21 protein-coding genes are annotated in these 24796 nt (G+C 71.4%); 17 read left to right on the plus strand and 4 right to left on the minus strand.

The window, feature by feature from the left end; genetic code table 11:
• Positions 1 to 45: 45 nt before the first annotated feature.
• On the plus strand, positions 46 to 513 hold the full coding sequence (locus IEX89_RS00200) for an NUDIX hydrolase (protein WP_244645039.1): 468 nt from the start codon (positions 46 to 48) through the stop codon (positions 511 to 513).
• A 93-nt stretch (positions 514 to 606) separates the two neighbouring features.
• Positions 607 to 765 carry a hypothetical protein gene (locus IEX89_RS00205; protein WP_188908235.1) on the plus strand — a complete coding sequence of 53 codons (159 nt, stop codon included), beginning with the start codon at positions 607 to 609 and terminating at the stop codon, positions 763 to 765.
• Here IEX89_RS00205 and nagA read toward each other — a convergent pair.
• Positions 741 to 1925 (minus strand): N-acetylglucosamine-6-phosphate deacetylase, encoded by a 1185-nt coding sequence (gene nagA / locus IEX89_RS00210; RefSeq protein ID WP_188908237.1) that lies wholly within the window; start codon positions 1923 to 1925, stop codon positions 741 to 743. The two genes, IEX89_RS00205 and nagA, sit on opposite strands and share 25 nt — an antisense overlap.
• 123 nt (positions 1926 to 2048) lie before the next feature.
• On the opposite strand from nagA, the gene murA reads away from it, so the two are divergent.
• From murA to IEX89_RS00250, 8 genes are all read left to right on the plus strand, one after another.
• Positions 2049 to 3311 (plus strand): UDP-N-acetylglucosamine 1-carboxyvinyltransferase, encoded by a 1263-nt coding sequence (murA, locus tag IEX89_RS00215; RefSeq protein WP_188908239.1) that lies wholly within the window; start codon positions 2049 to 2051, stop codon positions 3309 to 3311.
• A gap of 19 nt (positions 3312 to 3330) precedes the next feature.
• Entirely contained in the window at positions 3331 to 4032 is a 702-nt protein-coding gene (locus IEX89_RS00220; protein WP_188908241.1) for a D-lyxose/D-mannose family sugar isomerase, read from the plus strand.
• Positions 4033 to 4187: 155 nt separating this feature from the next.
• Positions 4188 to 5681 (plus strand): replicative DNA helicase, encoded by a 1494-nt coding sequence (locus IEX89_RS00225; RefSeq protein ID WP_188908244.1) that lies wholly within the window; start codon positions 4188 to 4190, stop codon positions 5679 to 5681.
• Between the two features lie 19 nt (positions 5682 to 5700).
• On the plus strand, positions 5701 to 6900 hold the full coding sequence (alr, locus tag IEX89_RS00230; protein WP_188908246.1) for an alanine racemase: 1200 nt from the start codon (positions 5701 to 5703) through the stop codon (positions 6898 to 6900).
• Between the two features lie 3 nt (positions 6901 to 6903).
• The gene (gene radA, locus IEX89_RS00235) at positions 6904 to 8316 is read left to right on the plus strand and encodes a DNA repair protein RadA (protein ID WP_188908248.1); all 1413 of its coding nucleotides are present in this window, start codon (positions 6904 to 6906) and stop codon (positions 8314 to 8316) included.
• Positions 8317 to 8407: 91 nt separating this feature from the next.
• Complete coding sequence (locus IEX89_RS00240; protein ID WP_188908250.1) at positions 8408 to 8974, plus strand: CvpA family protein; 567 nt, start codon at positions 8408 to 8410, stop codon at positions 8972 to 8974.
• Positions 8975 to 9072: 98 nt separating this feature from the next.
• Positions 9073 to 10545 carry an amidophosphoribosyltransferase gene (purF, locus tag IEX89_RS00245; RefSeq protein ID WP_188908252.1) on the plus strand — a complete coding sequence of 491 codons (1473 nt, stop codon included), beginning with the start codon at positions 9073 to 9075 and terminating at the stop codon, positions 10543 to 10545.
• Positions 10546 to 10563: 18 nt separating this feature from the next.
• A complete protein-coding gene (locus IEX89_RS00250; RefSeq protein WP_188908254.1) occupies positions 10564 to 11307 on the plus strand; it encodes an SDR family NAD(P)-dependent oxidoreductase in 744 nt (247 codons plus the stop codon).
• A 91-nt stretch (positions 11308 to 11398) separates the two neighbouring features.
• On the opposite strand, the gene IEX89_RS00255 is transcribed toward IEX89_RS00250, so the two are convergent.
• Positions 11399 to 13834, minus strand: a complete 2436-nt coding sequence (locus tag IEX89_RS00255; protein WP_188908256.1) for a penicillin-binding protein 1A — start codon at positions 13832 to 13834, stop codon at positions 11399 to 11401.
• Between the two features lie 133 nt (positions 13835 to 13967).
• A complete protein-coding gene (locus IEX89_RS00260) occupies positions 13968 to 15191 on the minus strand; it encodes an N-acetylmuramoyl-L-alanine amidase (RefSeq protein WP_188908258.1) in 1224 nt (407 codons plus the stop codon).
• A 717-nt stretch (positions 15192 to 15908) separates the two neighbouring features.
• On the opposite strand from IEX89_RS00260, the gene IEX89_RS00265 reads away from it, so the two are divergent.
• The gene (locus IEX89_RS00265; RefSeq protein ID WP_188908260.1) at positions 15909 to 18590 is read left to right on the plus strand and encodes an Rne/Rng family ribonuclease; all 2682 of its coding nucleotides are present in this window, start codon (positions 15909 to 15911) and stop codon (positions 18588 to 18590) included.
• A 75-nt stretch (positions 18591 to 18665) separates the two neighbouring features.
• Here IEX89_RS00265 and rsmI read toward each other — a convergent pair whose 3' ends face one another.
• Entirely contained in the window at positions 18666 to 19607 is a 942-nt protein-coding gene (gene rsmI, locus IEX89_RS00270; RefSeq protein ID WP_188908262.1) for a 16S rRNA (cytidine(1402)-2'-O)-methyltransferase, read from the minus strand.
• Between the two features lie 173 nt (positions 19608 to 19780).
• On the opposite strand from rsmI, the gene IEX89_RS00275 reads away from it, so the two are divergent.
• The 6 genes from IEX89_RS00275 (at position 19781) to IEX89_RS00300 (ending at position 24608) form a co-directional block, all read left to right on the plus strand.
• Entirely contained in the window at positions 19781 to 21016 is a 1236-nt protein-coding gene (locus tag IEX89_RS00275) for a penicillin-binding protein activator (RefSeq protein WP_244645040.1), read from the plus strand.
• A 108-nt stretch (positions 21017 to 21124) separates the two neighbouring features.
• Positions 21125 to 21313: a twin transmembrane helix small protein gene (locus tag IEX89_RS00280; protein WP_188908264.1), complete on the plus strand. Its 189-nt coding sequence runs from the start codon at positions 21125 to 21127 to the stop codon at positions 21311 to 21313.
• 187 nt (positions 21314 to 21500) lie between these two features.
• Positions 21501 to 22106 carry an acyloxyacyl hydrolase gene (locus IEX89_RS00285; RefSeq protein ID WP_188908266.1) on the plus strand — a complete coding sequence of 202 codons (606 nt, stop codon included), beginning with the start codon at positions 21501 to 21503 and terminating at the stop codon, positions 22104 to 22106.
• Positions 22107 to 22156: 50 nt separating this feature from the next.
• On the plus strand, positions 22157 to 22735 hold the full coding sequence (locus IEX89_RS00290; RefSeq protein ID WP_188908268.1) for a cob(I)yrinic acid a,c-diamide adenosyltransferase: 579 nt from the start codon (positions 22157 to 22159) through the stop codon (positions 22733 to 22735).
• A gap of 186 nt (positions 22736 to 22921) precedes the next feature.
• A complete protein-coding gene (locus tag IEX89_RS00295) occupies positions 22922 to 23671 on the plus strand; it encodes an electron transfer flavoprotein subunit beta/FixA family protein (protein WP_188908270.1) in 750 nt (249 codons plus the stop codon).
• A 1-nt stretch (position 23672) separates the two neighbouring features.
• Positions 23673 to 24608, plus strand: a complete 936-nt coding sequence (locus IEX89_RS00300) for an electron transfer flavoprotein subunit alpha/FixB family protein (protein ID WP_188908272.1) — start codon at positions 23673 to 23675, stop codon at positions 24606 to 24608.
• Positions 24609 to 24796: the final 188 nt, after the last annotated feature.

A 24796-nucleotide genomic window follows, 5' to 3' on the forward strand; every position in this document is an offset into this window, starting at 1 on the left:
CGTGATCCCTGCCCCTACGTGAAGACGATGAAAAAGAACGATAAAATGAACGACGAACCGCGCAAGCAATTCGGTGCTCTCCCCTTCCGCGTCGACGACGAGGGGCGGATCGAGGTCATGCTCGTGACGTCCCGCGAGACGCGTCGCTGGGTCATCCCCAAGGGTTGGCCGATCCGCAAGCTACGTCCGGACGAGACGGCTGCGCGCGAAGCCTACGAGGAGGCAGGTCTCGCCGGCGACATCTCGCGCGATCCCTACGGCGTCTTCACCTACGACAAGCGTCTCAAGTCGCGCAGCTTCGTTCCGTGCACCGTCGACGTCTTCCTGATGCGTGTGGAAAAGGAGCAGAAGCGCTGGCCGGAGCGCGACGAGCGCGAGCGGCGCTGGTTCGATCCGCAGACCGCGGCCGAGCTCGTGGACGAGCCGGAGCTCTCCGATCTCATCGCCGAGCTGCCCGAGCGGCTCGCCGCCCGCACGGGGCGGCTCGCCAAGGCGGTTTCCGGGCGCGGCTGACGGCGCGGCGTCGCCCGCGCCCGATCCGCACACCCCCGGAAACCGCGCCGGCGGCACCCGTTCTCCAGTCATACACGAACACGGAGAACAACCATGCTCGACAAGACCACACGCCTTCTCGCGACGCTCGCCTTCGCCGCCACGCTCGGCCTCGCCGCGACGTCCGCGCATGCCATCACCAACACGCAGGACACGACCTACGACCGGCCGCAGCAGGACCGGGAGTTCTACTCGATCTTCCGCGGCGGCTGAGCCGGTTCGCCGTCGATCCAGGTCGCGATCGTGCGCAGATCCGCGTCGAGCGCGACGAGATCGGCGCGGGCGCCTTTCACAAGGCGCCCGCGTCCCGCGAGACCGACGATGCGCGCCGGGACCGCCGACGCCATCGCGAGCGCATCGCCGAGCGACGCCCCCATCATGTTGACGGCGTTGCGCACCACCTCGTCCATGCCGAGATGCGCGCCGGCGAGCGTCCCGTCCCGTGCGGTGAGCCGCCCGCCTTCGAGGGCTATCGCCCTCCCCTGCAGGACGAAGCCTCCCTCCTCCGATCCCACCGACGGCATCGCATCCGTGACGAGCGCGAGACGGCGCGGCCCGAGCACGCGATAGGCGAGGCGCAGGTTCGCCTCGTGCACATGGAGGCCGTCGGCGATGATGCCGGCGCACAGCCGCGCGTCGTCCAGCACCGCGCCGACGATGCCTGGCTCCCGCGGCCCGATCTGCGACATCGCGTTGAAGAGGTGCGTGGCGCCGATCGCCCCCTCCTCTACCGCCCGCGCGACGCACGCCGCATCCGCCTGCGAATGCCCGATGAAGACCCGCACGCCCGACTCGGCGAAGCGGCGGATCGTGCCCGCGGGCACGCGTTCCGGCGCGAGCGTCAGGATCGTGGGCGCGACCGCGGCGAGCCGGGCGAGGCGCCGGAAATCGGCCTCGTCGGGGATGCGAAGCACGTCGAGGCGATGCACGCCGCGCCGCTCCGGCGCGAGGAAGGGCCCTTCGACATGGAAGCCGGCGACGCCCCGCACCGCGGCGATGTCGGCCGCCGCCTCGACGAGCGCGTCGAGCACACTCGGCCCGTCGCTGATCAGCGTGAGCATGAGCCCCGTCGACCCGTGGGCGCGATGCGCCGTGACGATCGCGACCGCGCCCTCCGGCGTCGGCGCGTCGTTGAGGAGGACGCCCCCTCCCCCGTTCACCTGGAGATCGACGAAGCCGGGCGCGAGCAGCGCATCCTCCGGGAGGTGCGTGCCCGGCATCGCGGCGACATCCGCCTCCGGCACGACCGCGAGCACGCGCCCGGCCTCGATCACGACGGCGGCTGCCTCGTGGAAGGCGTCGCCGTCGAACAGGCGCGAGGCCCTGACGGCCCATCGGTCGGGGCCGGATCTCGCCGTCTCGGGCGCGCTCATCGGGTCTCTCCGGCTTGTGCCGCGCGGCGATGCCTGCGACCTTTCCGCTGGCGATGACCGCGCGCTGCGACTAGACCAATATAGGACCACATGCTGCGGCCTCACAAGCCGCGAGGAGGCGCGATGGACGTTCTGGTGATCGAGGGCGGCCGGCGGCTGGACGGCGCGGTGGCGATCGCCGGCGCCAAGAACGCCGCGCTCCCGCAGATCGCGGCCTCGCTCCTCTCCGAGGCGCCGCTGACGCTGTGCGGCCTGCCGAAGGTGACGGACGTGGCCACCATGCTCGGCCTCGCCGAGACCTACGGCGTCGTCGTCGAGCGTATCGGCCCGCACGAGGCGATCCTCGGCGCGGCCCGCGCCGGCAATGCGGAGGCGCCCTACGACAGCGTGCGGCGCATGCGCGCCTCCGTCCTGGTGCTCGGCCCGCTGCTGGCCCGCTTCGGCGAGGCGCGCGTCTCGCTGCCCGGCGGCTGCGCCATCGGGGCGCGGCCGGTAGACCTTCATCTGAAGGCCCTCGCCGCGCTGGGCGCGACGCTCGACGTCGAGGCCGGCATCATCGTCGCGCAGGTGCCGGCGGGCGGCCTCGTCGGCGGACGCATCGTGCTCGCAAGCCCGTCCGTCGGCGCCACCGAGACGGCGATGATGGCGGCCACACGCGCCCGCGGCGAGACCGAGATCCTCAACGCCGCCCGCGATCCCGAGGTACAGGACCTCGCCGAGTGCCTCTGCGCCATGGGGGCGACCATCGAGGGCGCGGGCACCCACCGCATCCGCGTCGCGGGCCCCACGACCTGGCGTCCCGCCCGCCACGAGATCGTGCCGGACCGCATCGAGGCCGGCACCTACGCCATCGCCGCCGCGATCACCGGCGGGCGGCTCGAGCTGTCGGGCGCGCGCCTCGAGCATCTCGCCATCGTCGGCGAGGTGCTGGAGAGCATGGGCGTGCGGCTGTTTCCCACCGATCGGGGTCTCATGGTCGACGGGACGGGGCGGCTCCACGGCGTCGACATCGCCACCGAGCCCTACCCAGGCTTTCCCACGGACCTGCAGGCCCAGTACATGGCGCTCGCGAGCATCGCGGAGGGCGCCGCGCTCGTGCGCGAGACGGTGTTCGAGAACCGCTTCATGCATGTGCCCGAGCTTGCGCGGCTGGGCGCGGACATCCGCCTCGAGGGCACCTCGGCGCTGGTACGCGGCGGGCGGCGCCTTCGCGGCGCGCCGGTGATGGCCACCGACCTGCGCGCCTCCGTCTGCCTCGTGCTCGCGGGCCTCGCGGCGGAGGGGACGACGATCGTGAACCGCGTCTACCATCTCGACCGCGGCTACGAGGAGCTCGACCGCAAGCTCGTGCGCTGCGGCGCCGCGATCTCGCGCGAGACACGCTGAAAAGGGGGAGGACATCCGGATGAGGCGCTCCGAGATCAACGCCATCCTGCGCCGGGCGGACGATTTCATCCGCTCCTTCGGCTTGGCGCTGCCGCCCTTCGCGCACTGGGAGCCCGCGCGTTTCGAGGCGGAGCGCGACCGCATCGCGGGGATCGTCGACGCACGGCTGGGATGGGACGTCACCGATTACGGGCGCGGCGACTTCTCGAAGATCGGGCTCGTCCTGTTCACGATGCGCAACGGCAAGGCCGACGATCTCGCCCGCGGGCGCGGCATGCTCTACGCAGAGAAGGCGATGATCGTCGGGCGCGACCAGCTCGGGCCGATGCATCGCCACGACGTCAAGGCCGAGGACATCATCGTGCGCGGCGCCCGCGACGGCGCGCGGCTCGCCCTGAAGCTCTTCGCGCCGGCGCCCGACGGGAGCATCGACCGGACTGCCCGCGTGCGGGTTCCCTGCGACGGGCTGGTCCGCGAGGTCGAGCCGGGCGGGGTGATCACGCTGTCCCCCGGCGAGAGCATCACCTTGATGCCCGGCGTCTGGCACGCCTTCTGGGGAGAGGGCGGCGACGTCCTCGTGGGCGAGGTCTCCACGGTCAACGACGACGAGACCGACAACGTCTTCGAGGACCCGCTGCCGCGCTTCCCCACGATCGAGGAGGACGAGGCGCCCTGGCGGCTCCTGGTGGGCGACTATGCGCGGCTCGCCGAATTCGCCTGAGGCACGCCGCCGCGGGCCCTCCCGCGCTGTGGAGAACGGGGATTGCGCGGGCGGCGTCGCGGGGGCGGCGCCCCTGCCCTTCCGTGCCGTTCCCTCGCCACGATCGCTGCTCTAGGGTGGCCCGGTAGAGGAAAACGATTCGGGAACACGGGACCATGGCCCAAGGTACGGCGCTCGTCGCACGGCTCGACGAGCCGGACCGCGAATTTCGCCTCGCGCCCTCCAACGTCGAGGCGGAGCAGGCGCTGATCGGCGCGATCCTCGTCAACAACGAGGCCTATTACCGCGTCTCCGACTTCCTGCTGCCGGAGCATTTCCACGAGGAGCTGCACCGGCGCATCTACGAGGTCACGGCGAGCCTGATCAAGGCGGGCAAGGTCGCGACGCCGATCACCCTCAAGACCTATCTCGGCGACGCCGATCTCGGTGGGCTCACCGTCTCGCAATACCTCGCGCGCCTCGCGGCGGAGGCGACGACGATCATCAACGCGCTCGATTACGGGCGCACCATCTACGATCTCGCCACCCGCCGCCAGCTGATCACCATCGGCGAGGACATGGTCAACACGGCCTTCGACGCGCCGGTGGAGAGCTCTCCCCGCGAGCAGATCGAGGAGGCCGAGCGCAAGCTCTTCGCGCTCGCCGAGACCGGGCGCTACGACGGCGGCTTCCAGCGCTTCACCGACGCGCTGACGGCCGCCATCGACATGGCGGCGAAGGCCTACCAGCGCGAGGGCAAGCTCTCGGGCATCTCGACGGGGCTCGTCGACCTCGACCGGATGATGGGCGGCCTGCAGGGCTCGGACCTGATCATCCTCGCGGGCCGCCCCGCCATGGGCAAAACCTCGCTCGTGACCAATATCGGCTTCAACGTCGCCAAGGCCTACCGTGCCGAGAAGCGTCAGGACGGGACGCTCGAGACCGTCAACGGGGGCATCGTCGGCTTCTTCTCGCTGGAGATGTCGGCCGAGCAGCTCGCCACCCGCATCATCGCCGAGCAATCGGGCGTGCCCTCCTACAAGATCCGCCGCGGCGACATCCGCGAGGACGAGTTCTACAAGATCACCGACGCCGCCCGCGAGATGCAGTCGATGCCCTTCTACATCGACCAGACCGGCGGCATCTCCATCGCCCAGCTCACCGCCCGAGCGCGCCGCCTGAAGCGCCAGCGCGGGCTCGACATGCTGATCGTCGACTACCTGCAGCTGCTCTCCGGCTCCGGCAAGCGCGGCGAGAACCGCGTGCAGGAGCTCACCGAGATCACGACGGGGCTGAAGGCGCTGGCGAAGGAGCTGGCGGTGCCGATCATCGCGCTCTCGCAGCTCTCCCGCCAGGTGGAATCCCGCGACGACAAGCGCCCGCAGCTCTCGGACCTGCGCGAATCGGGCTCGATCGAGCAGGACGCCGACGTGGTGATGTTCGTCTATCGCGACGAGTACTATCTCAAGATGAAGGAGCCGAAGCCCGGCACGGAAGAGCACTTCAAGTGGCAGTCGGAGATGGACGCCGCGCACGGCAAGGCCGAGGTGATCATCGGCAAGCAGCGCCACGGCCCGACCGGCACCGTGCAGCTCTCCTTCCAGGCCGACATCACCCGCTTCGGCAACCTCGCCGACGAGGACAAGCTGCCCGAGCGGATGGGCGATTGAGGAGGCGATCGAGGAGCGCATGAGCCCGAACGACGAGCCGGCCGAGCACGAGCCCGGCGCCGACGCCGCCACGCTGACGATCGACCTCGACGCGCTCGGGGCGAACTGGCGGCGCCTGCGCGACGCCTCGCGGGACGCGGCCTGCGCCGCCGTGGTCAAGGCGAACGCCTACGGCACGGGCCTCGAACGCGCCGTTCCGGCGCTGGCGAAGGCGGGCTGCCGGACCTTCTTCGTCGCGCAGGTCTCGGAGGGACGTCGCCTGCGCCACGTCGCGCGGGACGCCGAGGTCTACGTTCTCGACGGCCTCGCGCCCGGGGGCGCGGGGGAGCTGATCGCGGCGAACCTGCGGCCCGTCCTGAACTCGGCCGAGGAGGTGCGCGAGTGGGTCGCGGCCTGCGGCGGCGCGGGGCTGCCCGCGGCTCTGCACGTCGACACCGGCATGAACCGCCTCGGGCTCCCCGCCGACGAGGCGCTGCGGCTGAAGGCAGAGGGCGCCTTCGACGGGCTCGGCGAGGCGCTCCTGATGACGCATCTCGTCAGCGCGGAGGACCCGGCGGCGCCGATCAACGCCCGCCAGGCGGACGCCTTCCGCGCGCTGGCGCAGGCCTTCGCGGGCTGGCGCACGTCCTTCGCCAATTCCTCGGGCGGCTTCCTTCCGGACGCGCCGCCCTGCGACCTCGCCCGGCCGGGCTACAGCCTCTACGGCGGCAACCCGACGCCCGGGCGCGAGAACCCGATGCGGCCCGTGGTGCGGCTCGAGGCCGTGATCCTGCAGGTGCGCGACGTCCCCGCCGGCGCCACCGCCGGCTACGGATCGCACTGGACCGCGCCCGGCCCGCGCCGGCTCGCGACGATCGCGCTCGGCTACGCAGACGGCTATCCGCGCGCCGCCGGCGGCACGGACGCGAAGACCCGCGCGGGCGTGCCCGCCGGCGTCGCGCTGGTCGGCGGCGTGCGCTGCCCGTTCTCGGGCGTGCTGTCGATGGACCTCACCATCCTCGACGTCACCGACGCGCCGGCCGAGGCGGCCGTGCGCGGCGGGAGAGCGGTGATGATCGGCGACGGGCTCGAGATCGACGAGGTGGGGATGCGCGCCGGCACGATCGGCTACGAGATCCTCACCGGGCTCGGCCCGCGCTATCGCCGCGTGTACGTCGGCGACGGCGCGGGAACGGGCGCGGGGACCGGCTCGGGAACGGGCGCAGGCGGGGGCGGCTGAGGCATGGCCAAGCGCAACGCGGTCTTCATCTGCCAGAATTGCGGCGCGGTCTACAATCGCTGGAAGGGCAAGTGCGAGGCCTGCGGCGAGTGGAATTCCGTCGTCGAGGAGACGAGCGACGCCACGCCCATGGCCGGGCCCGCGGCGACGCGGCTCTCCCGCAAGGGCCGCGTCTTTCCCATGGAAGGGCTCGCCGGCTCCTCCAAGGAGCCGCCGCGCACGCCCGCGCAGATCGGCGAGCTCGACCGCGTCACCGGCGGCGGCTTCGTCAAGGGCTCCGTCATCCTCATCGGCGGCGATCCCGGCATCGGCAAGTCGACGCTCCTGATGCAGGCCTCCGCGGCTCTGGCCAAGGCCGGCGAGCGGGTCGCCTACATCTCGGGCGAGGAGGCGGTGGGCCAGGTGCGGCTTCGCGCCGAGCGGCTGGGCCTCGCCGACGCGCCCGTCGAGCTCGCGGCGCAGACGAACGTCGAGGACATCGTCGCCACGCTCTCGCAGGGGCGCACGCCTGCGCTCGCCGTGATCGATTCGATCCAGACGATGTGGACGGAGGCGGTCGATTCGGCGCCCGGCACCGTCACCCAGGTGCGCGCGTCGGCACAGGCGCTCATCCGATTCGCCAAGACGACGGGTACCGCCGTCATCCTCGTCGGCCACGTCACCAAGGACGGGCAGATCGCAGGTCCGCGCGTCGTCGAGCACATGGTCGACGCGGTCATCTCCTTCGAAGGCGACAACGCGCATCATTTCCGCATCATGCGCGCGGTGAAGAACCGCTTCGGCCCCACCGACGAGATCGGCGTCTTCGAGATGACGGGCAAGGGGCTGGCCGAGGTCGGCAACCCCTCCGCCCTGTTCCTGGAGGGGCGCGACGTGGCGGCGCCCGGCACCGCCGTCTTCGCCGGCATGGAGGGCACGCGCCCGCTCCTCGTCGAGGTCCAGGCGCTGGTCGCGCCCTCCTCGCTCGGCACGCCGCGGCGCGCCGTCGTCGGCTGGGATCCGGCGCGGCTCTCGATGGTGGTCGCCGTGCTCGAGGCGCATGCCGGCCTCAAGCTCGGCATGCACGACATCTACCTCAACATCGCCGGCGGCCTGAAGATCACCGAGCCGGCGGCAGACCTCGCCGCGGCGGCGGCGCTCGTCTCCTCCCTCTCCGGCGCGCCGCTGCCGGCGGACGCGGTGTTCTTCGGCGAGATCGGGCTCTCCGGCGCCGTGCGGCCCGTGTCGCAGGCGCCGACGCGCATGAAGGAGGCCGCCAAGCTCGGCTTCTCGTCGGCCGTCACGCCCGTGGGGCGCGGCGAGCGCGGGGATGCGAGCGGCCTCGACGCCCGCGAGATCCCCCATATCGGCGACCTCGTCGGGCAGGTCGCCGCCCGCGGCGGGCGGGGACGCCGTGCGGCGGTAGAGCGAGGATGACGGGCGAGAAATCGTCGGCTATACGCTTCGCTCAGGCGTCGCTCGACCGCGCCGTGAAAACGCTTCATTTCGCCCTCAGGCCCGCGAGACCATGCCTGTACCCATCCTCGACCTGGTCGTCATCGGCGTCGTCCTGATTTCGGCCCTCCTCGCCATGGTGCGCGGCTTCACCCGAGAGGTTCTCGCCATCGTCGCCTGGGTGACGGCGGCGGCGGCCGCCTGGTTCCTGCATCCGCTGGCTCTGCCGCTGGCGCAGGACTACATCGCCAACGGCACGATCGCCCTCGTCGCGGCGATCGCGGGCATCTTCGTGATCACGCTGATCATCGTCTCGCTGATCACGGTGAAGGTCTCCGACTTCATCCTCGATTCGCGCATCGGCCCGCTCGACCGCACGATGGGCTTCGTGTTCGGCGCGGCCCGCGGCTTCCTGATCTGCGTCATCGGCTGGGTGTTCTTCGCCTGGCTCGTGCAGGGCCAGATGCCGCTCTGGGCCGAGACCGCCCGCACCCGCGCGCTCCTCCAGTCCACGGGCGATTCGCTCATCGCGATGATGCCCGAGGATCCCGAGGGCGTGCTCCAGCAATTCCGCACGCCGCAGGTCGAGGGCGACCCGGGCGAGCCCGCCGATCCCGCCGCCGCGCCCGACCGCAGCTGAGCGCGCGCCACTGGTCTTCCCGCTCCCGCGCTCCCATCTGGGAGGCGCGGGCGGCGCCGTTTCCACCGTTCCGGTCCGCTCTCTCCCGAGGATCAGACATGCACGACGCACTCCCCTCCGCCAGCCGCGATCTCGATCTCGACGGCGACACGCTGCGCGAGGAGTGCGGCGTGTTCGGCATCTTCGGGCACCCGGACGCCGCCGCCATCACGGCGCTGGGCCTGCACGCGCTCCAGCATCGCGGCCAGGAGGCGGCTGGCATCGTCACCTTCGACGGCGCGCGCTTCCATGCGGAGCGCAAGCTCGGCCTCGTGGGCGATTCGTTCTCGAGCCGCGAGGTGATCGAGCGCCTCACCGGCGCCAACGCGATCGGCCACGTTCGCTATTCCACCACCGGCGAGACGGTGATGCGCAACGTCCAGCCGCTCTTCGCCGAGCTCGACGCCGGCGGCTTCGCGGTGGCGCACAACGGGAACCTGACGAACGGCCTGACGCTGCGCCGCGAGCTGATCCGCGAGGGCGCGATCTGCCAGTCCACGACGGACACCGAGGTGATCCTCCATCTCCTCGCGCGCTCGCGCAAGCCGCGCATCGTCGAGCGTTTCCTCGACGCGATCCGCGCGCTCGAGGGCGCCTTCGCCCTCGTCTGCCTCTCCAACAAGAAGCTCATCGGCGCGCGCGACCCCTACGGCATCCGCCCGCTCGTCATCGGCGAGCTCGACGGGCGCTACATCCTCGCCTCCGAGACCTGCGCGCTCGACATCATCGGCGCGCGCTTCGTGCGCGACGTGGAGAACGGCGAGGTCGTGGTGATCACGGAGGGCGGCATCGAGAGCCTGCGGCCCTTCCCCGCCGTCCCTGAGCGGCCCTGCGTGTTCGAGTACATCTATTTCGCCCGCCCCGATTCCATCGTGAACGGCAAGAGCGTCTACGAGGCGCGCAAGAATCTCGGCGCGCAGCTCGCCGCCGAATCGCCGGCCGAGGTCGACGTCGTCGTCCCCGTGCCCGATTCGGGCGTGCCGGCGGCCATCGGCTACGCCCAGGCCGCTTGCGTGCCCTTCGAGATGGGCATCATCCGCAACCATTACGTCGGGCGCACCTTCATCCAGCCGACGCAGTCCGTGCGCGAGCTCGGCGTGCGCATGAAGCACTCCGCCAATCGCGGCGTGATCGCGGGCAAGCGCATCGTGCTCATCGACGACAGCCTCGTGCGCGGCACGACGTCGGTGAAGATCGTGCGGATGATGCGCGAGGCGGGCGCCAAGGAGGTGCATTTCCGCATCGCGAGCCCGCCGATCAAGCATCCCGACTTCTACGGCATCGACACGCCGGAGCGCGAGAAGCTGCTCGCCGCGACCCACGACCTCGAGGCCATGCGCGCCTATATCGGCGCAGACAGCCTCGCCTTCCTGTCCATCGACGGGCTCTACCGGGCGCTCGGCTTCGCCGGCCGCAATGCCGAGCGGCCGCAATTCACGGACCATTGCTTCACCGGCGAGTATCCGACGGGGCTGACGGATCTCGGCATCGAGACGCCCAAGCGCCTGTCGATCCTCGCCGAAGCCGATTGAGAGCCGGGGGACACGCTCATGGACAAGCCGCTCGAAGGGCGCATCGCCGTCGTCACGGGGGCCTCGCGGGGCATCGGCCGCGCGGCGGCGCTCGAGCTCGCCCGCGCCGGCGCGCACGTCGTCGCCATCGCCCGCACGCAGGGCGGGCTGGAGGAGCTCGACGACGAGATCCGCGCCGTCGGCTCGGCGGCGACGCTCGTGCCCCTCGACCTGAAGGACCTCGACGCCCTCGATCGCCTCGGCGCCGCGCTCTACGAGCGCCACGGCAAGGTGGACGTGCTCCTCGGCAATGCCGGGCTGCTCGGCCAGATCGCGCCCATCAACCAGATCGACCAGCCGACCTGGGACGCGGTCATGACCGTGAACCTCACCGCGAACTGGCGGCTGATCCGCTCCCTCGACCCGCTCCTGCGGGCCTCCGACGCCGGGCGAGCGATCTTCCTCACTTCGGGTGCCGCCCACAAGGCGAAGGCCTATTGGGGCGCCTACGCGGTCTCGAAGGCAGGCCTCGAGGTGATGGTGCGCACCTGGGCCGACGAGACGCGCAACATCACGAAGATCCGCGCCATGCTGGTCAATCCCGGACCGCTGCGCACGCGCATGCGCGCCACCGCCATGCCCGGCGAGGACCCGATGACGCTGCGCACGCCGGAGGACCTCGCGCCGAAGATCCTCACCCTCGCCCTGCCCTCCTGGCAGGAGACGGGTAAGATCTACGACTTCCCCACCGATCGCGTGATCGAGGCGCTGCCGCCCGGCTGAAGCCCCGATCGGTTTGCCTAGCAAGCGAAACGCCCCGCTCTCGGCCGAGAGCGGGGCGTTCTCATGTTCGGAACCGGGGCCGCAGGCGGCCTCAATAGAGGCCGCCGGTGCCCCCGCCGATGGACTGGAGCGCCTCCGGCGGCACGAGCTCGCCGTCGGTCGCGCCGGGGCCGAAGCCCACGACGGCGTAATTGTCCGGCGGCGCGGTGCCGGGCTTGAACGCCTCGAGGATGACGTTCCCCTCCCCCGCGCCGGCGCGCAGCCCGGACGTGGCGTTGACGGGGATCAGCTTGACGCCCGGCGGGACGCGGAAGGGCGTCGCCGGCTCGTCGGCGAGCGCCATCTCCATGAAGTCGCCGAAGATCGGCGCGGCATAGCCGCCGCCGGTGACGCCGCGGCCGAGGGGGCGCGGCTGGTCGAAGCCGATATAGACGCCCACCGCCAGGTCCGGCGAGAAGCCGACGAACCACACGTCCTTGGCGTCGTTCGTGGTGCCGGTCTTGCCCGCGAGCGGCTTGCCGACGCGCTGCAGCGACGTCGCCGTGCCGCGCTCCACCACGCCCTCCATCATGGAGGTGATCTGGTAGGCGGTCAGCGGGTCGAGCACCTGCTCGCGATCGTCGACGAGCTGCGGCTCGTCCTGCCCCTGCCAGGCCTGCGCCTCGCAGCCCAGGCACTCGCGCGTGTCGTGGCGGAAGATGGTCTCGCCCTGACGGTCCTGGATTCGGTCGATGAGCGTCGGGCGGATGCGCTTGCCGCCGTTCACGAACATCGCATAGGCGGTGGTCATGCGAAGCACGGTGGTCTCGCCCGCGCCGAGCGACATGGAGAGCACCGGCAGCATGTCGTCGACGACGCCGAAGCGGCGGGCGTACTCGACGACGAGGGGCATGCCGACGTCCTGCGCCAGGCGCACGGTCATGAGGTTCTTCGAGCGCTCGATGCCGTAGCGCAGGGTCCGCGGGCCCGTGGGCCGGCCGTCGTAGTTCGTCGGCGACCACGCGTCCGTGCCGGCGGCCTGGATCGTGATCGGCTCGTCGAGGACGATGGAGGACGGGGTGTAGCCGTTGTCCAAAGCGGCGGCGTAGACGAAGGGCTTGAACGAGGAGCCGGGCTGGCGCAGCGCCTGGGTCGCGCGGTTGAACTCGCTCTGATCGTAGGAGAAGCCCCCGACCATGGCCTTCACGCGCCCGGTATGCGGGTCCATGGCGACGATGGCGCCGGAGACCTGCGGCACCTGGCGCAGGCGGAAGCCGCCGTCGTCCTGGCGCTCGACGTAGATCACGTCGCCCACGTCCAGCGCACCGTCGACGGACTGCCCGGTCCAGCGCACGCCCTCGGCCGCGAGACGACCAGTGATGCGCGCCTCGTCGATCTCGCCGGAGATCGCGACCTCGGGGCGGATGCCGATGCGGGCCGCGCCGTCGGCGATCTCGAGGACGACCGCGAGCTCCCACGGCTGCACGTCGGCGAGCGGGCGCACGCCCGCCAGCGCCACGCCCCAGTCGGAGGCGGCGGCCAGGTCGAGCTGCTCGACGGCGCCGCGCCAGCCACCACGCTCCTCGTCGTAGCGCACGAGGCCGTCGATGAGCGCCTTGCGCGCCATCGCCTGCATCTGCGGGTCGAGCGTCGTGCGGATGGAGAGGCCGCCCTCGTAGAGCGTCTCGTCGCCGTAGCGCGAGGCGATCTGGCGGCGCGCCTCCTCGACGAAATAGCCGGCGCCGAGCAGGTTCGGCGAGATGCGCCGCGGCGTTACCTCGAGCGGCTGGGCCTTGGCGGCCTGCGCCTCCTCGGCGGTGACGAAGCCGTTGTCGAGCATGCGGTCGATCACCCAGTCCCGGCGGCCGATCGCGGCCTCGCGCTCGCGGAAGGGGTGGTAATTGTTGGGCGCCTTCGGCAGGGCGGCGAGATAGGCCGATTCGGCGAGCGTCAGCTCGTGGACGGACTTGTCGAAATATTCCAGCGCCGCGGCGGCGACGCCGTGCAGGTTGCGGCCCGGCACGATGGTGCCGAGGAAGATCTCGTTGAGGTAGAGCTCGAGGATCTGGTCCTTGGTGAACGCCGCCTCCATCCGCAGCGCGATCAGCGCCTCGCGGATCTTGCGCTCGTAGGTCTGCTCGCTCGACAGCAGGAAGTTCTTCGCCACCTGCTGCGTGATGGTGGACGCGCCCTGCGTCGTGCCGGTGGCGACGTTCGTCACGATGGCGCGGGCGATGCCCTCCGGGTCGATGCCCAGATGCGAGTAGAAGTTCTTGTCCTCGGCGGAGAGGAAGGCGTTGATCAGCTGCTTGGGGATCGTCTCGATCGGCAGGTAGAGCCGGCGCTCGCGGGCGTATTCCGCGACGAGCGTGCCGTCCGCGGCGTGGACGCGGCTCATCACCGGGGGCTCGTACTGGGCGAGGGCGGCGTGGTCCGGCAGGTCCTGCGAGAAGTGCAGGTAGCCGATCCCGGCCGCGGCGGCGCCCACCAGGAAGGCGACGAAGCCCGCGCTGAACAGGATGCCGAAGAATCGCAGGACGATGCGCATAGAGTTCCCGATCCGTCAGAGCCCGCACCGCGTAGCGCGGCACCGACCCACCCCTTCTAGACTACCCCATCGAGCCGGGCGACGGAATCGCCGATCCCGGCCGATCTGGATCGTGGCCCGAGAGAGCAACGATCTATGGTGAAACTGCGGCGGCGGCCGCGGCGCGGTCCGCGAGGCGCGGCGCGAAGAAGCGCTCGACGGCGTCGCCCATGGCGGCGGTGGCGCGATCGCGCCATTCGCGCGAGGTGAGCAGCGCGATGTCGCGGCGGCTCGACAGGTAGCCGAGCTCCACCAGGACCGAGGGCACGTCGTAGGCCCGCAGCACGACGAAGGCCGCCTGCCGGTGCGGATTCTTGTTCAAGCGCGCGACGCCGTCCATCTGGTCGATGAGCGTCGTCGCGAAGACGTGCGAATAGCCGCGCGTCTCGCGCTCGGCGAGCTCGCGCAGGATGTCGGCGACCTCGTCGCGCGCCTCCTGCGTGTCGAGGCCGGCGAGCGCGTCCGCGCTGTTCTCGCGCTCGGCGAGGGTCGCCGAGGCGCGGTCCGAGGCGGTGTCGGAGTTGGTGTAGACGGTGAGCCCGCTCACCTGCGGCGCGGAGGAGAGCGAATCCGCGTGGACCGAGACGAACAGGTCCGCCTGCGCGCGCCGCGCGAAGCCGACGCGCTCGCCCAGCGGCACGAACACGTCCGCCTCGCGCGTCATCAGGACGCGGAAGCGCCCGCTCTCGGCGAGGCGGTCGCGCAGCGCCAGCGCGAAGCCGAGCACCACGTCCGCCTCCTCGACGCCGCCCTGGGCGATGGCGCCGGGATCGATGCCGCCGTGGCCGGGGTCGATGACGATGGTGGGCCGCGGATCGACGAGCGCGCCCTCGGGCGCGAGGGCGGGCCTCAGCGAGGCGAGGCCGTAGGCGTCCGCGTCGGCGGCGACGGCGGCGGCGAAATCCGTCGCTTCCACGGGTGCGAGGGTGAGCGTGAGGAGATGGGCGCCGTCGTTTCGCGAGACGAGGGCCGTCCCCACCACCCGCGCCGGCGCGGCGAGATCGATGACGACGCGCGCCCGGTCCGCCGCGAACAGGCCCCAGCGCATGGAGGCGACGACGCCGCCCGCGGCGCCGGCCTCCTCGGCGGGGACCTGGAAGTTGACGGCGGGGAGGTCGAGCACGATCCGCTGCGGGCGGTCGATGGCGAAAGCGCGGGCTTCCACGGGGGCGTTGAGCGTGAAGGTCAGGCGCGTCTCGGCGCCGACCTCCTCGATCGCCGCCGCGATGGCGACGATGCCGGCGGCGCGGGCGGGGGCGAGGAGGCCCGAGACGACGAGGATGAGGCACGCCGCGAGAACGGCCGCGAGAGGCCGCATCCTCGTCGACACACGCGCTCGCGAAAGCGCTTTGCGCATCGCCCTCTCCTCGAACCGGAACGCCGCGCCGCGACGAGGCTCCGCCCAGATCTCCACACGCACGATCTCCTACCCGATAGCCGGGCCGTGGTTAACGAAAGCTTGCCCCGCGCGGTTGCGCGTCTCGATCGCGTGTTTTTCGTGCAACATAGGTCTCGCGTCTTGCCAAAGCCGACATCCCCTCGGTAATAGAGAAGACCCCGTCCGGCTTTGCCGAATCCGGCGGCGTCGCGCGGAGACGGCCCACTCGCCCTCCGCCGGCGCGCCGAGGTCCTCCGCGGGAGCGGAGCGCCAGGACACCGAGATCCGGACAGGTCGCACGGCTCGGCATCCGCCGAGCCATGAGCGCGATGACCGGCCGAGCCGGCCCATCGAATTCGAGAGGATCGCAGGGCATGGGCGCACGCACGAGAGAGGTTGTCCTTCTCGTCGACGTGCTCGTCCGTGCGCGCAACGCCGCCTCCGCACCGCGCCCCGCGGTCGGTCGGGCCGGCTCGGCGCGCGCCACGTCCGGATCCGCGGTCAACCCCACCTGCGCCCGTACCGGGCGCCAAGCGGCGTTCGGCCCGACGTCTTCCTCCCCCGCCCCGACCCGCCCGATGCCGCGCCTCCACGCGCGCCCGGCGACGCGATCGCGGGGAGGCCACGCGACGGCCGACGCCATGTCGAGAGCTTTTCATGGCGAACAAGATGCTGATCGACGCCTCGCACCCGGAAGAGACCCGGGTCGTGGTCGTCCGCGGGTCGAAGGTCGAGGAATTCGACTACGAATCCGCCAATCGCAGGCAGCTGCGCGGTAACATCTACCTGGCCAAGGTCACCCGGGTCGAGCCGTCCCTGCAGGCGGCCTTCGTCGAGTACGGCGGCAACCGGCACGGCTTCCTCGCCTTCAGCGAGATCCACCCGGACTACTACCAGATCCCCGTCGCCGACCGTCAGGCGCTGATCGAGGACGAGGCCGCCGCCGAGCGCGAGCGCGAGAGCGAGGAGGAGAAGCGCTCCAAGCGTCGCTCCCGCTCCCGCAAGGCCAAGGGCGACGAGACCACGTCCGAGGAGACGGGCGGCGGAGACGACGACGAGAACGGCGACGACGAGGACAACGTCGAGCAGCTCGGCGGCGACGCGCTGGAGGAGATGCCCGAGCGTCCCCGCGCCCCGCGCAAGCAGTACAAGATCCAGGAGGTGATCAAGCGCCGCCAGATCCTGCTCGTCCAGGTCGTCAAGGAGGAGCGCGGCACCAAGGGCGCGGCGCTCACCACCTATCTCTCGCTCGCGGGTCGCTACTCGGTCCTGATGCCGAACACCGCGCGCGGCGGCGGCATCTCCCGCAAGATCACCTCGGCCGAGGACCGCAAGCGCCTCAAGACCATCGCGCAGGACCTCGAGGTGCCCGACGGGATGGGCGTCATCCTGCGCACGGCCGGCGCCTCGCGCACCAAGGCCGAGATCAAGCGGGACTTCGAGTACCTGATGCGCGCCTGGGAGAACGTGCGCGAGCAGACGCTCTCCTCCACGGCCCCGGCGCTGACCTACGAGGAAGGCTCGCTGATCAAGCGCGCCATCCGCGACCTCTACAACAAGGACATCGACGAGGTCATCGTCTCGGGCGACGAGGGCTATCGCGAGGCCAAGGACTTCATGCGCATGCTCATGCCGAGCCATGCGAAGGTGGTGAAGGCCTACAAGGACCCGACCCCGCTCTTCGCGGCCTTCGGCGTCGAGGCGCAGCTCGATGCGATGTTCTCCAACCAGGTTTCGCTCAAGTCCGGCGGCTACCTCGTCATCAACCCGACCGAGGCTCTGGTCTCCATCGACGTGAACTCGGGACGCTCCACCCGCGAGCACAACATCGAGGACACGGCGCTCAAGACGAACCTCGAGGCCGCCGACGAGGTGGCGCGCCAGCTGCGCCTGCGCGACCTCGCGGGCCTCATCGTCATCGACTTCATCGACATGGAGGAGAAGCGCAACAACCGCGCGGTGGAGAAGCGCCTCAAGGATGCGCTCAAGACCGACCGGGCGCGCATCCAGATCGGCCGGATCTCCTCCTTCGGCCTGCTCGAGATGTCGCGCCAGCGCATGCGCACGGGCGTGCTCGAGAGCTCGTCCGTCGTCTGCCCCACCTGCGCCGGCTCCGGCTTCGTGCGCGCGACGCCCTCCGTGGCGCTCTCGCTCGTGCGCGGCATCGAGGAGACGCTGCTCAAGGGCGCGACGCACAATCTCAACGTCCGCACCCATTTCGCGGTGGCGTTCTACGTCCTGAACCAGAAGCGCGTGCACCTGCGCGAGCTCGAGGAGCGCTTCGGGGTCGCCATCACCATCGTCGTCGACGAGACGCTCGACACCTCCACCGCCTACGCCATCGACAAGGCGGAGCCGGCGGCGGGCGGTGCCGGCCGCGCCACGGGCGTGCGGGCCGAGACCGTGCGCACCGTCGAGGTCGAGGAGGCCGAGGCCGTCGTCGTCGAGGAGGTCGAGGCGCGCGACGAGCCGGAGGAGCGCGAGGAGCGCGAGGAGCGCGACGCATCGGGCGAGGGCCGCAACAAGCGCCGCCGGCGCCGCCGTCGTCGCGGGCGCAGCAACGGCGAGGCGCGCGAGGGCGGCTACGACGCCTCCGATCGTCGCGATGACGAGGGCGACACCGGCGACGAGGGCGCCGAGGAGGCCGAAGGCTCCGAGGAGACCGTCTCCGCCGAAGGCGAGGGCTCGTCCGACGGCGAGCGGCGCCGCGAGGGTCGCCGGCGCCGCGGGCGCCGTGGCGGGCGTCGCGATCGCCGCGACGTTCTGGCCGACGGTGCAGAGGGCGGCGAGGGCGACGAGAGCGTCGCCTCCGAGGACGACGAGGATGCCGTCACCGCCGATCCGGTGACGGAGCCCGTCGCCGAACCGATCGCCGCCTCCGCGAGCGCGGACGAGACCGTCGGCGAGGTGCCCCCCGCCGAGGCGCCGGCCGCCACCGAGGCCGAAGCGGCTCCCGCCACCGAGGCCGAAGCGGCTCCCGCCGCCGAGGCCGAGGAGAAGCCGAAGAAGCCGCGCGCGCCGCGCAAGCGCCGTCCGCGCAAGGGAGAGGTCGAGGCGCAAGCCGCCGCGACCGAGGCCGTCGTCGAGACGCCGCCCGCGCCGGTCACCGTCGACGCGCCGGAGACCGCGAACGGCGCCGAGCCGGCCGCACCCGACGCGCCGCTCTCGGACGGTCTCGCCGACGGCGCGGCCGAACCCGCGTCGACCGCGTCCTCGGACGAGGGCGAGAACCCGCCCGAGCCCGTCACCGTCGTGCTGACCCCGCCCGACCCGAACCGGCCCAAGCGCGCCGGCTGGTGGTCGCGGGCGAAGTCCGTCCTCACGGGCGACGAGAGCTGATCGCTCGACCATCGCATGAAGAAGAGCCCGCACGGCATGGACCGTGCGGGCTTTTTCATGGGCCGGAGCAGACGCTCAGGCGCCTTTCGAAAGAGCCAGCGCGCGGGCGTAGACCTCGCGCTTCGGCAGGCCCGTCTCGGCGGCGACGAGGGCGGCGGCGTCCTTGATCGAGTGGCTCGCCAGCGCCCGATGGAGGGCGGCGTCGAGCCCGCTCTCGGCCTCCTCGCGCTTGGTGTCCTCAGACGCCTCCCCGATCAGGACGACGATCTCGCCCTTGGGCGGGCCTTCCTGCGCGAACTCGGCGGCGAGGCTCTCCAGCGTTCCGCGGCGCACCGTCTCGAACATCTTCGTCAGCTCGCGCGCGACGACGGCCCGTCGCGGCCCGAGCACGGCGGCCCCGTCCGCCAGCATCTCCGGCAGGCGATGGGGCGATTCGAACAGGAGCAGCGTTCCCGGTATGCCGGCGAGCGCCTCGAGCCGCGCCCGACGCGCGCCGCTCTTCGCCGGCAGGAACCCTTCGAAGAAGAAGCGGTCCGACGGCAGCCCGGAGACGACGAGCGCCGAGAGGATGGCGGAGGGCCCGGGAATCGGCACGACGCGGAGCCCCTCCCCGATCGCCTCCTGCACGAGCTTGTAGCCGGGGTCCGAGACGAGCGGCGTGCCCGCGTCCGAGACCAGCGCCAGCGCCTGGCCCTCGCGGACGCGCTGGAGCATGCGCTCGCGCACGCCCTCCCCGGAATGCTCGTGATAGGACACGAGCGGCGTCGTGATGCCGTAATGCGCCAGCAGATGGCGGGTCACCCGCGTGTCCTCGGCGAGCACGGCGTCCGCGGCGGCGAGCGTCGCCAGCGCGCGGAAGCTCACGTCCGAGAGGTTTCCGATGGGGGTCGCGACGACGTAGAGGCCCGGCTCCAGCGGCTCGGCCTCGGCGGCGAGGCCGAAGGCCGTGAAGACGCCGCCCTCCCCGCGCCCGGGCTTGGGTGCGCGGCGCGTGCGGTTGTCGATGGGACGCGGCATGACGGGTGCGATCCGTTTTTCTGGTGTGAAAGGGCGGCCTGCGGGCTGGGCAGGGCCGCGCGCTTAAGTAAAAATTGCGTCAACGCCGATCCCGTGTCACGAAACGCCGGGACGATACGCGACGCGCGGGCGGCACCTTAGGCCGACCGCGGGAGACGAGGAAAGGGTAGCGTATGGACGCGTACGGGCAGATCGCATCGCGCCGCGTCGCCACGGCGACGCGCGGCGGCGGCATCGGACGGGCGATGCGCGGGGCGCTCGCGGGCCTCGCGACGCTGGCTCTCGCCGCCTGCACGACGCCGCTGACCGGGGGCGACAATCCCTTCGCGGCGGGCCCGACGCCCGCGGCGCCCGCGGGCGAGCGTCTGAGCGAGGGCAGCGTGCCGGTCGCCATGCTGCTGCCGCTCACCGGTGCCGGGCAGGGCCAGGCGGCGGCGGAGGACATGCGCAACGCGGCGAGGCTCGCGCTCTCGGAGTTCAACACGCCCGACATCCGCCTCACCGTCTACGACACGAGCGGCACGCCCGAAGGCGCGAGCGCGGCGGCCCAGGCCGCGCTCTCCGAGGGCTCGGAGCTGATCATCGGCCCGCTCTTCGCCGGATCCGTCCAGGCCGCCGGTCAGGTCGCGCAATCGCGCAACGTGCCGGTCCTCGCCTTCTCGACGGACGCGACGGTGGCGAGCCGCGGCGTCTACCTGATGGGCTTCCTGCCCCAGCCGGAGGTGGAGCGCGTCATCGACTACGCCGCGCAGAACGGCCGGCGCGCGGTGGCGGCGCTGATCCCGCAGACGACCTACGGCAACGTGGTGGAGGCGCAGTTCCGCGAGACGGCGGCGCGGCGCGGCGTGCGCGTCGTGCAGGTGGAGCGCTATCCTGCCGGCCAGCCTCAGCAGGCGGTGACGCGCATCGCCGGCGTCGCCGCGGGCGCCGCCCCGCAGGTGGACGCGCTCTTCATTCCCGAATCGCCGCAGGGACTCGTCGCCGTCAACGCCGCGCTGCAGGCGGCCGGCTTCGACCCGGCGCGCGTGAAGCCGCTCGGCACCGGGCTGTGGAACGAGCCCTCCGTCATGGGCCTGCCGATGCTGCAGGGCGGCTGGTACGCCGCGCCCGAGCAGACCGGCTTCCAGAACTTCGCGAGCCGCTACGGGCAGGCCTTCAACGAGCAGCCCATCCGCATCGCCTCCATCGCCTACGACGCGGTGTCGCTCGCCGCGGCGCTGAACCGCACGCAGGGCACGCAGCGATTCGCCGAGGCCGTGCTCACGAACCGCTCGGGCTTCGCGGGCGTGGACGGCGTCTTCCGCTTCCGGCCCGACGGGCTGAGCGACCGCGCGCACGCGGTCTACGAGGTGCGCGGCGGCGGCGCCACCGTGGTGAGCCCCGCACCCCGGGCCCTTCCGGACGCCTGAGCCGACGGGCAGGCTGGCCCCACGGGGCCGCCGCCCTACGTCAGGCCATTCCGGTTCGCAGAAGCGCGCGCGACGGCCGGGTGCCGTCGCCGCGGAGAGGAATGACAGATGGAGTTCGACGGTATTCTCGTCGGGGTCGCGATCGGGCTCGTGCTCGTCGTGCTGGTTCTGGGTCTCGCCAACATGCTGCGCGGAGGCAGCGCCAATCGCTCGCAGCAGCTGATGCGCATGCGCGTGCTCCTGCAATTCGTCGCGATCATCGTCATCATGGGCGTGATCTGGTGGCGGGCCGCGTGACGCCCACCCGCCGCCGCCGAGGCGCTGGAGCGGCTCGCGCGCCTTTCGGGCGGGTTGTCGCCCGATTGTCGCCATATTCGGGCACGAAGCGGGGGAGAAAGGCCGCGTGATCGGGCATCGATCCGCATTTCGCCTTCCCATCGCCCGCTTCAGGCGCTACGACCCTTCTGTGAGGAGTAACGCATCCATGCGCGTCGCGATCATCGCATCGGCACTCGTCGGCGGCCTCGCCGCGGGTCCCGCTTTCGCCGCGGACGCGACCCCGATGCCCGATCCCGTGCCCGTCCCGACGCCCGTGGGCCTGCACGGCGGCTTCCTCTCCGAGGCCCGGTTCGGCGTCTTCTCCGTCGATCCCTTCAGCGAGAACGGCAGCGAGACCGCGGCGCTCCATGCCGAGCTCCTGTTCCAGAAGCCGTTCACCCCCGCCGACCTCTTCACCAGCTATTTCGTGCCGCGCCCGCATCTCGGAGCGAGCCTCGATCTCGACGGCGGCGTGAGCTTCGCCTTCGCCGGCCTCACCTGGACGTTCGATCTGGGCGAGCGCGTCTTCGTGGAGGCCTCCATCGGCGGGGCGCTGCAGGAGACGCGCGCGGCCGCCTACACGAGCGCCGGCCTCGCCGACGGCGTGGCCGCAGGGTGCGGGCCCAGCCTGCGCGAAAGCGCCTCGCTCGGCTACCGCTTCAGCGACACCTGGAGCGTCGTCGCCTCCGTGGAGCACCTGTCGAACGACGGGCTGTGCGACGAGCCGACCAGCATGACCAATTTCGGCGCGCGCCTCGGCTATTCCTTCTGAGCCGCCGCCCTATCTCCGGCTTCCGACATCGCGACGAGAAGGAGGCGGACGTGGTCGTCCTCAACCGCATCTACACCAAGACCGGAGACCAGGGCACGACGGCGCTGGCGAGCGGCGCGCGCCGCCCCAAGCACGACCTGCGCGTCGAGAGCTACGGCACGGTGGACGAGACCAACGCCTGCATCGGCATGGCGCGGCTCCACACGAAGGACGCCGGCGACCTCGACGAGATGCTCGCGCGCATCCAGAACGACCTCTTCGACCTCGGCGCCGACCTCGCGACGCCCGACACGGGCGAGCCCCTGCCCTACGAGCCGTTGCGGGTCATCGACAGCCAGGTCGAGCGGCTCGAGCGAGAGATCGACCAGCTCAACGCCGATCTCGATCCGCTGCGTTCCTTCGTGCTGCCCGGCGGCACGCCGGCGGCGGCGGCGCTCCACCTCTCCCGCACCGTCTGCCGTCGCGCCGAGCGGCTCGTCGTCGCGCTCTCGCAGAAGGAGGGCGAGCCGGTCTCGCCGGTCGCCATCCGCTACCTCAACCGCCTCTCCGACTTCCTCTTCGTGGCGAGCCGCTGGATCAACGCCAAGGGGACGGGTGACGTGCTGTGGGTGCCGGGGAAGACGCGGTGAGCGCACCTTGCGCCGCTCGTCGCATGTCGGAAAAGCGGGAGCGTTCGTCGCCTTTCGCGCGTTGACAGGGTGGAAGGCGCCTCTGTACGGTCCGCACGCTTTCGTATTCCCGCCCCACTCGGCCCTCCGGAGCGGCGGAGGACGCGGGGCCGCGGCGCAGCGCACCACGACAAGGACGGTCAGCACATGAAGATCCTCGTGCCCGTGAAGCGGGTCGTCGACTACAACGTGAAGATCCGGGTCAAGCCGGATGGATCCGGCGTCGACCTCGCCAACGTCAAGATGTCGATGAACCCCTTCGACGAGATCGCGGTCGAGGAAGCCATCCGTCTCAAGGAGAAGGGCGTCGCGACCGAGATAGTGGCCGTCTCCATCGGCCCGCAGCAGGCGCAGGAGACGATCCGCACCGCCCTCGCCATGGGCGCCGATCGCGGCATCCTGGTGAAGACCGACGGCGTCGTCGAGCCGCTCGCGGTGGCGAAGATCCTCAAGGCGATCGTCGCCAACGAGAGCCCCGATCTCGTGATCATGGGCAAGCAGGCGATCGACGACGACTGCAACCAGACGGGCCAGATGCTGGCCGCGCTGCTGGGCTGGGCGCAGGGCACCTTCGCCTCGAAGGTCGAGCCCGCCGAGGGCACGGTGGACGTCACCCGCGAGGTGGACGGAGGCCTGCAGACCGTCACGCTCAAGCTCCCCGCCATCGTCACGACGGACCTGCGCCTCAACGAGCCGCGCTACGCCTCGCTGCCCAACATCATGAAGGCGAAGAAGAAGCCGCTCGAGGAGACCACGCCGGACGCGCTCGGCGTCGACGTCGCGCCGCGCCTGCAGGTCGTCTCCACCGCCGAGCCGCCCAAGCGCCAGGCCGGCGTCAAGGTGGGCTCCGTGGAGGAGCTGGTGCAGAAGCTCAAGAACGAAGCGGGAGTGCTCTGACATGGCGATCCTCGTCCTCGCTGAACACGACAACAAGGCTCTCAAGGACGCCACGCACAAGACGCTCGCCGCCGCCGCGCAGATCGGCGGGCCCGTGCACGTCCTCGTCGCCGGCTCCGGCGCGAGCGCGGTCGCCGAGGAAGCGGCGACCCTCGAGGGCGTGGAAAAGGTGCTCGTCGCCGATGCGCCCGCCTACGAGCACTTCCTCGCCGAGCCGACGGCGGCTCTCCTCGTCTCGCTGGCGGACGGCTACGACGCCCTCGTGGCGCCGGCCTCGACCACGGGCAAGAACGTCATGCCCCGCGTCGCGGCGCTGCTCGACGTGATGCAGGTCTCCGACATCGTGAAGGTGGTGGCGCCCGACACGTACGAGCGCCCGATCTATGCCGGCAACGCCATCCAGACGGTGAAATGCGCCGAGCCGGAGAAGGTGATCACCGTGCGCACGGCCTCCTTCCAGGCGGTCGGCACCGGCGGCTCCGCCGCCGTGGAGCAGGTGACTGCGGCCGAGGACCCGGGCCTCTCCTCGTTCAAGGGCGAGGAGATCGCGCATTCGGACCGCCCAGAGCTGACGTCGGCCAAGATCATCATCTCGGGCGGCCGTTCGCTCGGCTCGACGGACAATTTCAAGACCTACATCGAGCCCATCGCCGACAAGCTCGGCGCGGCCATGGGCGCCTCGCGCGCCGCGGTGGACGCAGGCTATGCGCCGAACGACTGGCAGGTCGGCCAGACCGGCAAGGTCGTGGCGCCGGATCTCTACATCGCGGTCGGCATTTCAGGTGCCATCCAGCATCTGGCGGGCATGAAGGATTCGCGCGTCATCGTCGCGATCAACAAGGACGAGGAAGCGCCGATCTTCCAGGTGGCCGATTACGGCCTCGTGGGCGACCTGTTCCAGATCCTGCCCGCGCTCCAGGAGGAGCTCGGCAAGTAAGGCGGGGCTTCTAGGGCGGGACCCGGCGGCCGGCACCTGATCCGGCCGCGGGCGCCACCCGAAAGCGCGGCGCGGGCGGCCGAGGCGTTTCGTCGAGCCCTGCTCGCGAGGATCGCCTTTGGCATCCGCGTCGTTCGTGTCAGTGTAGGCCGGTGAGGGTGCGCCGCGGACGGCGCGACACCGGGATC

It is taken from the genome of Salinarimonas ramus, assembly GCF_014645695.1.
In the GTDB taxonomy this organism is placed as follows: Bacteria; Pseudomonadota; Alphaproteobacteria; order Rhizobiales; family Beijerinckiaceae; genus Salinarimonas; species Salinarimonas ramus.